The organism is Catenovulum sp. 2E275, from assembly GCF_025515275.1.
Lineage (GTDB): Bacteria > Pseudomonadota > Gammaproteobacteria > Enterobacterales > Alteromonadaceae > Catenovulum.
The window spans coordinates 1-13,586 of record NZ_JAOPFU010000069.1 but is presented as its reverse complement, the minus strand read 5'-3'; the positions used below and the strand labels follow the sequence as shown (position 1 = coordinate 13,586).

At 36.2% G+C, this 13,586-nt stretch carries 15 protein-coding genes; 14 read left to right on the top strand and 1 reads right to left on the bottom strand.

Annotation, left to right across the window (positions count from 1 at the left end; genetic code table 11):
• A partial coding sequence (locus N7931_RS18315; protein ID WP_262795793.1) for a hypothetical protein occupies positions 1-188 on the bottom strand: 188 nt, incomplete at its 3' end.
• Between the two features lie 22 nt (positions 189-210).
• On the opposite strand from N7931_RS18315, the gene N7931_RS18310 reads away from it, so the two are divergent.
• From N7931_RS18310 to N7931_RS18245, 14 genes are all read left to right on the top strand, one after another.
• Complete coding sequence (locus N7931_RS18310) at positions 211-705, top strand: hypothetical protein (RefSeq protein ID WP_262795792.1); 495 nt, start codon at positions 211-213, stop codon at positions 703-705.
• Positions 702-2,114: a DEAD/DEAH box helicase gene (locus N7931_RS18305; protein ID WP_410369363.1), complete on the top strand. Its 1,413-nt coding sequence runs from the start codon at positions 702-704 to the stop codon at positions 2,112-2,114. Before N7931_RS18310 ends, N7931_RS18305 begins: the two co-directional genes overlap by 4 nt.
• A 532-nt stretch (positions 2,115-2,646) precedes the next feature.
• On the top strand, positions 2,647-3,315 hold the full coding sequence (locus N7931_RS18300) for an endonuclease (RefSeq protein ID WP_262795790.1): 669 nt from the start codon (positions 2,647-2,649) through the stop codon (positions 3,313-3,315).
• Positions 3,316-3,778: 463 nt separating this feature from the next.
• Entirely contained in the window at positions 3,779-4,252 is a 474-nt protein-coding gene (locus tag N7931_RS18295) for a TIR domain-containing protein (protein WP_262795789.1), read from the top strand.
• A gap of 2 nt (positions 4,253-4,254) precedes the next feature.
• On the top strand, positions 4,255-5,130 hold the full coding sequence (locus N7931_RS18290; protein WP_262795788.1) for a DUF4231 domain-containing protein: 876 nt from the start codon (positions 4,255-4,257) through the stop codon (positions 5,128-5,130).
• Between the two features lie 83 nt (positions 5,131-5,213).
• Positions 5,214-6,056: a hypothetical protein gene (locus tag N7931_RS18285; protein WP_262795787.1), complete on the top strand. Its 843-nt coding sequence runs from the start codon at positions 5,214-5,216 to the stop codon at positions 6,054-6,056.
• A 106-nt stretch (positions 6,057-6,162) separates the two neighbouring features.
• Positions 6,163-6,465 carry a DUF2188 domain-containing protein gene (locus N7931_RS18280; RefSeq protein ID WP_262795786.1) on the top strand — a complete coding sequence of 101 codons (303 nt, stop codon included), beginning with the start codon at positions 6,163-6,165 and terminating at the stop codon, positions 6,463-6,465.
• 3 nt (positions 6,466-6,468) lie between these two features.
• Positions 6,469-7,083: a hypothetical protein gene (locus N7931_RS18275; protein ID WP_262795785.1), complete on the top strand. Its 615-nt coding sequence runs from the start codon at positions 6,469-6,471 to the stop codon at positions 7,081-7,083.
• A 599-nt stretch (positions 7,084-7,682) separates the two neighbouring features.
• Entirely contained in the window at positions 7,683-8,813 is a 1,131-nt protein-coding gene (locus N7931_RS18270; RefSeq protein WP_262795784.1) for a carbohydrate kinase family protein, read from the top strand.
• Between the two features lie 18 nt (positions 8,814-8,831).
• Positions 8,832-10,244: a toll/interleukin-1 receptor domain-containing protein gene (locus tag N7931_RS18265; RefSeq protein WP_262795783.1), complete on the top strand. Its 1,413-nt coding sequence runs from the start codon at positions 8,832-8,834 to the stop codon at positions 10,242-10,244.
• Positions 10,241-10,948: a hypothetical protein gene (locus tag N7931_RS18260; protein WP_262795782.1), complete on the top strand. Its 708-nt coding sequence runs from the start codon at positions 10,241-10,243 to the stop codon at positions 10,946-10,948. Before N7931_RS18265 ends, N7931_RS18260 begins: the two co-directional genes overlap by 4 nt.
• A complete protein-coding gene (locus N7931_RS18255; protein WP_262795781.1) occupies positions 10,939-11,526 on the top strand; it encodes a 7-cyano-7-deazaguanine synthase in 588 nt (195 codons plus the stop codon). Before N7931_RS18260 ends, N7931_RS18255 begins: the two co-directional genes overlap by 10 nt.
• Before the next feature lie 2 nt (positions 11,527-11,528).
• Positions 11,529-11,990 (top strand): TIR domain-containing protein, encoded by a 462-nt coding sequence (locus N7931_RS18250; RefSeq protein ID WP_262795780.1) that lies wholly within the window; start codon positions 11,529-11,531, stop codon positions 11,988-11,990.
• Between the two features lie 13 nt (positions 11,991-12,003).
• Positions 12,004-13,260: a tetratricopeptide repeat-containing protein gene (locus N7931_RS18245; RefSeq protein WP_262795779.1), complete on the top strand. Its 1,257-nt coding sequence runs from the start codon at positions 12,004-12,006 to the stop codon at positions 13,258-13,260.
• Positions 13,261-13,586: the final 326 nt, after the last annotated feature.

Below are 13,586 nucleotides of genomic sequence, written 5' to 3'. Positions count from 1 at the left end.
CCCAATTCTTTTTGAGTAAGCATTGCATGGTTGCGCGCTTTTTTAATTCGTTCTGGAATTGGGCTAAATGTGGAATCCAAAAAATCATTCTTGTTATAAACCTTAAGTAACTTAGATTTTCTAAGTTTATAATAATAAAGTATACTTAGGAATCCTAAGTTTTTAGTTAAATCATCTTTATAAAACATGCCTTTAAAATTAAATGAAACAATGAAAACACTGTTAGTCGAAAATGGGCTAAATAACTTTTCAATGATTGAAATGCGAGATGCATATCAAAAAGCATTTCCTTCGGATAAATCATCGGGGGAAATCAGAAAATACTTATATCGACAGCTATATCGTTTGAAAACAGAAGGTTATTTGAAGACTGAGGGAGATGAAAACTCTCAAAATATTGTCTACAGCAAAACAGATTTATTTGAACTTGAATTCGTTGAGCAAACGAACACTGTGAAACATACCAAAAAATCAAGAGAAATCATTGATTTGGAAAATGACTTAATTCAACTTGAAGTGGATTTATCCGCATCGATAGCTGAGTCTCAAGAATACAATAAATATATCTCATTATATCCCCATCATAAGTCGTTAATTATGCCGAGATTAAAAGCTGCAAGGGAAAAAAGCTCTAGCTTATTAGGTAAAGTTGCGGCCGCCAAAGGATTTATTGATGTACTTTCTAGCAGTGACATTATTCGATGATATTGAGACGCTGGCAAGCTCAATGCGTTACATCTGCATTGCAATATTTTGAACATAATGAACATTTTTTGTGTCTCGCAACACCTGGCTCCGGCAAAACACTTATGTCGGCGATTCTTGCTAAAAGTTTGCTAGATAGAGGATTAATTGACTTCGTAATCTGCTTTTCGCCAAGTGTCATGACTTCGGAAGGGATTAAAGCAACTTATGAATCAGTTTTAAATAGAAGAATGGCCGGAAAAATGGGCGATGTTGGTTGCTCACTTACATATCAAGGAATGCTTCACTTAAACTCGGAGTTCTGGGCCTTACTAAAAAATAATCGAGTGTTTGTTGTATTTGATGAGATACATCACTGTGCAGGAGATGAGCTAAACAATGCAAATGCTTGGGGTAAGACTATCCTTGAAAATATTAAAGGATATGCCAGTTATACCCTTGCGTTATCGGGAACACCTTGGCGTTCTGATTCTATACCAATCACCCTCTCTGATTATTCAGATGAAAATGGAAAGGTTAATTGTAATCACGTATATGGGTTATCTCAGGCTATTGCCGACAGTGTCTGCCGAAAACCAAATATTGTTCTAGTAGACAATACTAAAATTACTGTTACCAATGGTGGTGATAAACAAACCTATAAAAGCTTTACTGATGCTTTAGATCAAAAAGCTATCAACTATCATGAATTGATTCATCATGAACAAGCAGTGCTATACCTATTAAATAAAAGTCTCCTCAAATTAAATGAGCTAATAAAAGAAAACTCAAAAGCTGCAGGTTTGATAGTAGCAGCAAGTGTCGAGCATGCTTACTTTATACAAAGACTAATGCAAGATAAGCTTAAACAAGAAGCTGTTGTAGTTACATACAAGCAATCAAATTCAAAAGACATTATTGAATCGTTTAAATGTAGTGAGCTTAAGTGGATTATCAGTGTTGGTATGATTTCAGAAGGGACAGACATACCTAGACTGCAAGTTTGCTGTCACTTGAGTTTAGTGAAAACCGAGCTTTATTTTAGGCAGGTTTTAGGTCGGGTACTTAGGGTAACCAGTTCCTGTAACAGTGAAGCTTGGTTATATACTTTTTCCGAGCAGAATATGCTTGATTTCGCATTAGGATTAGCGAATGAAATCCCTGATAAACATTCAATTAAATTTGATGACTCAAAGGATATGGAAGAGGTTTTGATTGAACCCCAGCAAATTGTGAATCCTAACCTAAATCAAAGCTTAGATATTTCAAAACGTAAGCCAGACTGTAAAGCTGGAAGTTCAGTCATGCAAATTGACAAATCAAAAGGGATTTCAGGCCTAGCTTTTAAAGGTAAAGGCGATTTAAGTGCGATAAGTAGCCTGGGGTATTTTAGAGAAAAAATCATCGCTACATATCAATCAGCTATTTAGATTGCGCATACTTAAAAAGCTAAAATAGTATCGGGGAAATCTTAGGCTTACCAGAATAAATAGTAAGTTGTATTAGCTTATTGGATCTTACGGTTTTGGCTAATAGGTTTCTATTTCAGCGGACTAAAATGAGTGACGTAAGATACCTGTGTTATTACAAGCGCGGTTAGTAGTGTACTAGACAGGTTATTTGTCCCGAATGTACCGTTTTATAAGTGCGGTTTAGGCGTAATAGAGTTACCTAGTGGAAAATTCACACAGTTTAGCCGTTTGATATGGGTTTGGATAAGCCTGCCGTAACACGAGCATACGATCAGACTAATGGCATATATGGCACCGGAACAACTTTTATTGCCAGCACCAATGTGGCCGAAAGTTGGTGCATGAGAAGATAATTTCTATCTTCGCAGTACAACACTGCGCGGTAGTCGCATTTACCTGAAATCTATTGCTGATTTTTGACATTATGAACATTTGCTTAATTGTAACAGTCAGTTATGTTTAAGCTAGTTTTACAGTAGGGCAATAGAATATGAAAAGGATATTACTCACCTTATTTTTTATCAGTTTCCCAGCAATTTGTGCTCAAACAAAAATACCGGATTATGGTTCTGCTCGGGATAACTGGTTCTGGGACAAATTATACACATTTGGTGGCACTGGTTTTTACTGCTCTATCAAATTCGATGAACAAGGGAAATACATTGATTATAAAGGCAAAGAAAAGAAAATGACCTTAGAGCATGCCTATTCTGCGGATTGGATAGCTGACCACCATCATTGTGACAACCGAAACACCTGTGATATTGAAGCATATAAATTTGCTGAAGCGGATTTACACAACTTATGGCCTACAGACGGCAGTGTTAATTCTTCGCGTAGTAACTACCCCTTTGGAGAAATTCCTGATGAGGTATCTGAAAACAGATATTCTAAGAAAGGCTGTTCAGACTTTGAGCGGTTATACGATGTTAAGCAAGATAAAGTATTAATTGAACCCAGAGATGCGATTAAAGGTAAGATAGCTCGTTCTATGCTGTATATGCACGAAGAATATGGTTTACCTCTGCGTGGAATGCGAGATTTAATGTTAAGTTGGCACAAACAATACCCTGTCGATTTCGAAGAACTTTGGCGTAATCAGAAAATATATGAACTTCAAGGTACCTACAACATGTGGATTGGTGAAGTTAAGCAATAGGTTACAATATGATGCTTTTGAACAAGATATACGATTATTCAAGCTGAGCTTACTGTTAGTAGTTCGCTGTATTGCGGTTTATTGGGAGGCTGAAACGACCAAAGAAGAATAAGCTAGAAACTTAGCTTTTTGTTTAAAATTAAATAGTTAACATGTTTTTCTGATCGGGTTAGCATCGACGGTACGTGAAAAAATATAATTGCTTAACTGTTAAATATTAGGTTTAATATGACCGATTATAAGCAGTATTGTAAGCAGGAAAAGCTATACAACACCAAGCACTCCAAATAAATTGGCTTGATATTTTAGATTATAAAAAAGCCTATTTTTTCAAAGTAAAGACATAGTTTAAACAAAATCTACTGACTACATCGAGCTGGTTGTACCTCAGCTCAGCAAGTTAAACTAAAACACCAACAGCGTGTCGTAAAAATACTAAAATATTATACTTAAGGAGAGAAATATGTCATTACCAAGGACTTTTGTGGGATTCAGTAGCACCAATCTTAACTATTGGCGCCTGATGCAAGCGTGGAAAGCCAATAAAAAAATTGATTTCAATTTTGCTAATTGCCAGCTTCAGGCTGAAATTAACTCTGAAAATGAATCTTACATTAAGCGAAAGTGTCGAGAACGAATTGATATGGCAGGAAAATATGTCCTATTAATCGGGCAAGACACTAAAAGTAAACATAAATATGTTCGTTGGGAAGCTGAAGTTGCCATAGATAAGGGCTGTACGATTGTAGGGGTTAATCTAGATGGTTCCAGATCTATGGTTAGAGATACATGCCCTCCTATCATCAGAGATATAGGAGCTATTTTTGTCCCTTTTTCGCCTGCAATTGTAGCTTACGCAATCCAGAATTATAAAATGCATAATGATAACGACAATTATCACTACAAAGATCATGTATACACAAGCTTAGGGTATTAATTATGACTTTAAACGATGAAGATTTTCCAGCATTGTACAATTCTGCGGATAGTGCTTCTTTAAAAGCTCAAAGCGCATATTTTAATGCTCTTAGGTGCTATCTTATACTTTTAATAATAGCTGCTTTCGTCTCATTTTTTTATCCGGCAGATGTATGCGCCGCTATAGTATCTGTTTTGTTATTCCTGATTACTTTGGGTATTTTAATTTGGCTAAAAGTTCAAAAGCCAGAAGATACCTGGTACAACGGAAGGGCTGTGGCAGAATCAGTTAAAACGCGGACGTGGCGTTGGATGATGAAGGCTGAGCCTTACGAATCAGATGGACCAAATGAGCAAGTACAAAAAGAGTTTCTCAATGACCTTAAAGTAATTCTAAATCAAAATAGGTCGTTATCACATGAGCTAGAATGGACTCCCGATTTAGGTGAGGCAATTTCAGGTACAATGATAGATGTTCGATCGCTGCCTTGGGAAAAGCGTCTAGAAGTATATGTTTCAGAAAGAGTTGATAACCAATCCCAATGGTATTCAAAGAAATCTCAACTCAATAAACGTTTAGCAAAACAATGGTTTGTTGTTTCAATAGTTTTGCATTTCTTGGCAATACTATTGCTTCTCTATCGTATTAAGGAACCATCGGCCTCATTACCTATTGTAGTTGTAGCTACTGCTGCGAGTGCGGTTCTTACTTGGGTGCAAGCAAAAAAACATAATGAGCTTAATTCCTCATATGCTTTGGCTGCCCACGAAATTGTCTTGATAAAGGGAGAATCTGTTTCTGTAACAGAGGAGAGTCATCTATCCGAGTTTGTAATCAATAGTGAGTCTGCTTTTTCAAGGGAGCATACACAATGGGTTGCGAGAAAAAACGTATAATCCCCTTTGGATTAGGGCGATCGAAAGGTTACGCCTTTACTGAGAGCTTTTTGCGTGAATGGAAACTATGTATAGGAAGTTAAATGTTTAATCTGATTGTTAGCGGCGGAGGCTGGAGAGAAAATAGAGATACTTTTCCCCTTGGGCGCACATTCGAGTACACATCTGATGAGCTAGTCGCTCGCTTCAAGCCTAATGGTATCCTTGATTTTGAGTCTTTACAAAATCTCCCCACCCTATTTATGGAGGAATCTTGGGGTTTGGAGCAACAATACGCGAGAGTCGGAAGAATCATTGAAGTATCTGAATCAGGGGGAAACATATCACTCGAATATTACTATGATCCAGAAATAGCACCAATCTCCAACCAAACCTTAAAGCGGGTTGCAAGTGAGCTTGATATAGCTGATTTTGAGTTCAGCCGTACTCATTGGGCAATAAAAAACCAGAATCTATATCGAGTACTATTACGGCATACGAACTCAAAAAGAAAACAACCTAAAGTCTTTACACTAAACGATCCTGAATATATTGAGCCCCTTTTGGTTTCTGCAATGATGCCGTTCAGCCCACAGTTTGATCATGTCTATGCTGCACTCCAGCAAATATCCGAGCAATATGGCTTGAGGTGCCGTAGAGCCGACGATATCTGGGAAAGTCCAGCTGTAATGCAAGATGTGGTCTCACTGATAGACAAATCAAAAATCGTGATTTGTGACTGTACGGGAAGAAATCCAAATGTTTTTTATGAGACCGGCATTGCACATGCTCTTGGTCGAGAAGTTATCTTAATCACACAGACAGAAAGCGATATTCCGTTTGACCTAAGGCATTTGCGCTACGTCTCGTATCTGAATAATGGTGAAGGTCTAGAGAACTTAAAATTAAAGTTAGAACAAAGAATTTCGGCATTAGTGGGAGCGTAAAAATATGTAAGACAACAAATCAATGAACTTCATACATACGGCACCTGACGTGGTAAAACTGTGCTGTTCATTAAAGCGTTATGAGTACAAATTAAGGGGGGAGAACATGAAAATAGATCATTATTCAGTTTACAAAAATAAAGGGGGTCAATGGTGTGTCACATCATCTGTGGAAGTAAAAAAAGAACTTAGATTTGCAACAAAAAAACAAGCAATTGAAGCTGCTCGAAAATTTGCTCGTAAAGGTAAGACCGTCATTGTTCATAGCGAAGAAGGGAACGTTAATCAAGTTATCGGACTAAAATATAAACCAGCCATAAAATCAGTTAAGACTAGAAGCAAGTTAAAAACGAAAGATGTCAATCTTGCTATTGCAAAGGCAATAGAATCTTTGACGGTCAAGGGGTAAGTAGTGTCTACTGATTATGAAGCTAGTGTATTTATCAATTGCCCATTTGATAGCCTTTTCCAACCGTTATTCGAAGCAATATTGTTTACCGTTTATAAGTGTGGGTTAAAACCAAGGTGCGCCTTAGAGCATGATGATGCTGGAGAAACACGAATCGACAAAATAAATAGCATTATCTATGATTGCAAATATGGTATCCATGATATATCTAGAACTGAACTTGACTCTTTCAATAACCTTCCTCGTTTTAATATGCCTTTAGAGTTAGGATTGTTCTTGGGTTGCAAAAAATTTGCAAAGGGAAAAAGCTCTGAAAAAATAACAATCATATTCGATTCAGAAAAGTACCGTTACATGCAGTTTATTTCTGACATCGCAGGTCAAGACATCAAAACGCATAAAAATAATCCTAAAACCCTCATCCAAAATCTAAGAAGCAGTTTTAACACAAATCTAGGCGGTGGTTTACCAGGCGCTACAGCAATTTACAATGACTACAAAGCTTATCAATCGCTTAAACCAGAAATTAAAAAATTTTTAAATTTGCACGATGATGACGAACTAACGTATTCAGATCACGTTCAAATCATTCAGCAATGGATGCGAATTAATTCATAACAAGTGTATGGTACATAGGGCGGCTATTGGCACCTTGTTGTCTCTATATTTAATGAAAATAATCTGAAGATTTAGTACGAACAATTAAAAATCTGTTTTTAGAAAACTTATCTTGCCACCGATTAAGGAATCATTCTCGCATTATTGAATAGAATTTATTTTTCACCGCAGAGTTAATTTTTGTGCGTTTCATAAACTTAAAAAAATATTCCCTCGCTATCAAGGGAATATTTTAGCTACTTATTTAGCAGGATACACCTTCTAACGTAATGTTGAACCAATCATAAGATCACAAAATAAAAATAAATATCTATATTTTTCAAATGATTAAAAAACAGATGTAAATTGAAAACTTCTTGAATCAACTGAGGGGCTTTATATTTTTATTATTTGCCCCTTAAGAGCGGGAAGCGGACTGAATTAAAGTTTACTTGGATGTCTTTGTTGCAAATCAAAACGGTTTAATGTTAGCTTTTTACACAGTTTTATAAGATTGTATTTACTTTGTTTATTTCAAATTACAAGGGCGAATTAGTGATGGTTTTAAATTAAAAAGTTTGTTATAACATTGAGAATAAAAGAAAATGGAATTGGTGTAAATGCAAGTTGTAGGTGGCTTTTACAGAGAAACATCTTTAGTACCAGAAATCGATCAAATGTTTGGCTCTGGAGGTAGAGCTGCGGCTATATTAAGTAAAATTGCAAATGATGTAACACTTCACACATATACCGATAATGATTCAGATATTTCGGAATTTGAAAAAAAGTACTCCGTCAAAGTCAAAAAGTATCAACGAGATAGTCCCATAGTATTTTCATATTTTCATCCTTTATCCACTCCTCATATATTAAAAAGTGAAAATGTTCAGTTGCCAATCAAGGTTAACGGTGACGTTGTCCTTCGTTTCGGATTCATTGAAGGTGATTCGGTAGTAGATGCAGATAGAGTTGTTTTTGACCCTCAAACATGGAAACAAAAGGCTATTTATTCAATAAATGGGTCTAAAGCTAATAACCTCGCCATTGTTCTTAATGAGTTGGAGTTAGTCCACTCGACATCTGCCAACAATCTTATTGCACAAGCACAAGAATTACTGGAGCTAAATAAAGCTGATGCCATCGTCGTAAAAAGAGGTGTTAAGGGATGTTTTGTTCTGGAAAAAAATGGAAATAAGTTTTCAATACCATCATATTTATCAAACAAAGTAACCAAAATAGGCACGGGGGATGTTTTTAGTGCTATTTTTGCTTTTTATTGGTGTGTGAAAAAGGAGCTTCCTAGCCTTGCTGCTGAATTAGCTTCAAAACATGTAGCATGTTTCTGTGAATCTGGGGGAATAGACCTAGATTTACAGAAACTAGAAAAGCTGATTCCCATAAATTTTGAATCATTTAAACCTGTCACAATATTTGCTGATCAAACAGGCCTAGGTAAACGATATATTTTAGAAGAAGCAAAATATTTGCTTTTACAATTTGGTATCAGTGCTCAGGTAGAGGATAGTTTGGGAAATTTAGCGGACAACAAAAAACCAATTTTAATTTTAGGGGAAACATTTCGAAATCCGATAGTAATAGAAAATCAATTAAAAAAAAATAAATCTAAAATAGTAGTGTTTGATACAAGCTGCGATGATTGGTTTCCGGGCAATTCAACACCAGAAAATATCACTCTTGTACAAGATTTTACTTCTGCAATCTACCAGATTGCGTGGGCTTCGGCTCAATAAATATAAAGGGAATTTCATGTGGCAGATATCTTCATAGCCTATTCGAATAAAAATGAGACAATTGCAAAAAAACTGCATGATTGCTTGGTGCATCAATGGAACGTAGTTTATGACTACTATACAGTTGGAGATTTTACCGAATTTATTGAAAATGAGATAAAAATTTCTAAATGTTTGATTGCTATATTTTCAGAACAATCAAAAGAGAGCCAAATTTTTAGAAATGAACTTTTATTCGCTCAGGACTGCGGCATACCTGTTTTAGGAATAAAAATAGATGAAAGTAAAATCTCACTTATATTCCGAAGCATCAGTTACTGCGAATTTATCGACTGGGACGGTGATCTTACGTATCCAGAATTAAATAAATTAAGAGCTAGAATATCAAAAGTAATATCACCCAAATCACCCCCACAGCGGTTAAAGCATGTTATCAGCGATAAAATACCTCTTCCGATACTCTTTCAATCAGTTTCATCATTTGAAACTCAACTACCAACACATGAAGCGGTTGAGGCTTTAGATATTTTTAAATTTCCATCGATATTGGTTTCTGCATACGATTTGGAAGAAAGAGAAGAATACAATCAAAAAGAATTTATTGAAAATATAGTAACTTACAAAGAAACTGGTGGAGTCATATTATTAGACTCAGGTAGCTATGAAAAGCATCGAAACAACAATAAATCTTGGTGCAGAGAAAAATTTCACAATTTAATAAAATCAATACCATTTGACTTAATGTTTTGTTTTGATGAATACGACTTAAAGCAGGATATACCTGAACTTGCAGCAGAAATAATTGATTCAGTTGTTACAGACCAACAAAAAACATCCGTACCCGTTTTACCAATTATCCATGCAAGAACTAACATAGATGGTGAGTACATATTTGATTCCTTACCTGAACTTGTTTTGGAGGTAACCAAAAGACTTAGCCCCCCATTAATAGCGATACCTGAAAGAGAATTAGGTGATGGTTTACAGGAACGGATCAAAAATATAGTTAAGATTAGAGCATTATTAAATACACTTGCTTATTACCAGCCAATTCATATTTTAGGAACCGGAGACCCGATTGTTATTCCATTTTTTATCACAGCAGGTGCTGACAGTTTTGACGGATTAGAGTGGTGCAGAAAAGTAGTGGATAGAGACCAGCATCGTCTTCATCATTTCCACCATTTTGATTTGTTTTCTTATCAGGCTGAATATGCTGATTCATCTGTAACTAGAGATGCAATAAATCAAGAAGGGGTAAAATTTATTGCCAAGGTCATCTTTCACAATTTAGATTTTTATACCGATTTCATGGCTAAGCTGAGAAAATCAACGACAAATGGTAGTATAAGAGGATTTATTACTGAAAACTTACCTAAACCAATATGGAGTGAGTTAATGAATAAGCTCAATGGGATTCTAAAAATATGAGGACAAATATTGAAAGGTTAAATGATGCAATTCAAGCTATTTATCCTGACATAGAAAATGAAGTCCAATCTGATTCCTCGACTTGTGAAATTCGTTTATGGTGGGAGCTATCGGCGTGTGTTCTAAGTAGCCAAGTTTCTTATGGTTTAGCAATTGCTATGGCAGATGAAATTACCAAAAGTAACTTATTAATCAAAAAATATTCGGATATTGAATTGTTATATGTGCAACTCAAAGAATTATTAATTACACCTGTTCGAGTGGGTGAAAAGTACATGCGACATCGCTTCTATGATGTAAAGGCTAAGCAGCTCGCAAAATGCAGTGAGCTAGTTTATGAGCATGCCGGCTCTTTGCGCAGACTGCTTGATAGTTTTAATAATCATTTCGAAGCGCGAGAATGGCTAGTAAAAAATATGCCAGGGCTAGGACCAAAACAAGCAAGTATGTTTTTACGAAATTCTGGCACAACATATGAGTTAGCAATTCTTGATAGGCATGTACTCAACTATATGAGTTTACTCGGAATGTATAACGAACCAGAAAAATTTATATCTAGTAAAAAAAAGTATCTATATTACGAGAAATTATTAAGCGAATATGCTGACGGTTTGAATTGTAAAATAGGACTTTTGGACTGGGCAATATGGGTAGTTATGAGAGTTATTGAAAATAAAAAGGAGTTCACCCCGCAATGCGCATAGTTACATTAGTTTCTGGAGGCCTTGATTCTACTTTGGTGGTCAAATTGGCAAAAGATGAAGGTGTCGAGATATATCCCTTATTTATCGATTACGGTCAAATTGCAAGGGAAACGGAATTAAAATCCTGTGAAGAAGCTTTGGCCGCGGTTGGAGTCAATAAATTTGAAATTGCTGAATTATCTGGCTTTGGCAAACTTATCAAATCAGGGCTGACTGATCCCACTTTTGATATAATTAATGATGCATTTACCCCTGGTCGAAACATGCTATTTCTCCTAATGGCTGCGGCGTATGCATATCAAAATAACGCTGATGCTATATCAATCGGACTGCTCCATGAATCAACATCTTTATTTCCAGATCAATCCACAGAATTTCTTGAAAAAGCCGAAGAATTAATAGAAGTAATAATGGGCTATAAAATAAGAGTCTTAGCTCCATTAAGAGAGTTTATGAAGTCTGATGTTATCGAGTTAGCAAAATTAAAGGGAATAACTAAAACATATTCATGCCATACAGGTAATTTAGAACCATGCGGTGAGTGTATTGCATGTAAAGAATTTGAGGTGGAGGTATAGAGGTGGGAGGCAGTTCATCAGGATCTTGGAGTAGGCTTGGCAATGTAAGAGCACTTGAAGAGAAAGCAAAGTTAGCTCTTCAGCCTAAAAAGAAAAATGTATTCATTAGCTTTTCTTCCGAAGATATGAACGAAGTAAACTTACTTCGAGGCCAAGCGAAAAATGAAAATAGTGATATAGAATTTAATGATCACTCAGTGAAATCTGCATACAATAGTGAAGTAGCCGAGTACATAAAACGGAAAATCACAGAGCGCATAAACAGAACTTCAACAACTGTTGTTTACTTGACTGAAAACACTTCTAAGAGCCAATGGGTTAAGTGGGAAGTTGAAAAAAGCCATGCTCTCGGAAAGAAAGTAATTGCAGTCCATAAAGGCGACAATTTTAATGGGAATATCCCTAGCTGGCTTAACGCGTCAAAAATAGTCTCTTGGTCAAATTTATCAAACGCTCTAGATTGAGGAAAACAAATATATGGATCAAAAAGTTTGCTTTGTTGTAATGGGATTTGGTGAAAAGACAGACTATGAGTTAGGTAAGACTTTTGACTTAGATGCAACTTTTGAAGCTATTATTAAGCCCGCAGTAGAAGAGGCAGGGTTAAAGTGCGTTCGTGCTGATGAAATATTACATTCAGGCATTATTGATACAGAAATGTATATGATGCTTTATCAAGCTGACCTAGTTATAGCTGACATCACCACTGGAAATGTAAATGCTGTATATGAGTTGGGGGTGAGACATGCATTAAAGCCAAGTTCAACAATAATAATGAAAGAACAAGATGGAAGATTTTCATTTGACCTAGATCATACTAGTACATTCCAGTATGAACATTTGGGTAAAGATATTGGCTCAAGAGAGGCTAAACGTGCTTGTGGCGCATTAAAAGATTTAATTTTGGCTGCCATTGATGATCAGCAAAAAGTTGATAGCCCTGTATATACATACCTTCCCGCTCTTAAGTATCCTATGCTATCTGAACAAGAGTTCCAAGAAAAAGTCGAAGAGTTGGAAGAAGAGGGGGATCGTCTACATATGCTGTTGGAATCTGGGAAAACAGCAATGAATAATAACGACTTCAGCTCAGCAATAGTCTTTTATAAAGCAGCAGCTGAAATGGCACAACACGAGCCAACTATACTGCAAAAGTTAGTATTAGCTACCTATAAGTCGGAACTCCCGACCAAAGAAGCCGCTTTAATGAATGCATTGGACATAGCTAAACAATTAAACCCCTATCAATCCAATGATCCTGAAACATGTGGGTTAACGGGAGCTATTCATAAAAGGTTATGGCAAATCCATCATAATGTTGATGATATAGAATTAGCAATAAAACAATATGGCAGAGGTTTCGAAATCAGACGAGACTATTATAACGGAGAAAATTATGCCACCTGTTTAGATATGCTAGCTGATCATAGCGATGATTCAAATGAAATCATATACAACAGGATGAGAGCGCATAAAGTCAGACTGACTATTGTAGAGTCGCTGGAAAAAGTAGTCGCCGACGATACAGGGCTCAGGGAAAGAAGTGATAGAAAGTGGATTTTAGCGAGTTTATCCAACTGTTACTTAGCTGCAGGCAATAACGAAAAAGCCGAAGTTTATGAACTGAGCTTTTTAGCAGAAGAGCTTGCTGATTGGGAACAAAAAACCTTTGTTGAAGGACAGATTGTTGCTAAAGAAGCATTTGAAAAATTGCAGGCCTTGAAAAGCTGGTAGCGTATTGTATTAGCTTATGAGTTTTAATAACTACCTTTGGGTAAAATTAAAAAAAGGAAACTCAGTCTGTCCACGTGGTTAGTGTGGACGAAGTTGTATTAGTGTAATTACGTCACAATCGCTTGGTAATTATACCGTCAGCATTCCTTGGTAATCACACTAATACACTTAAAATGTCTCCTTATCGCTCAAAGTTGACATTGAGGTTTTACAAACTCCAGTGTCTGCAATTGGCACAAAGCACGCATTCGGTCTAACCCATTTATGTCCAAAATCGAGTTTATCCTACCGTCTGCTTCTATCTCATTTTTGAAATTGATGACAAG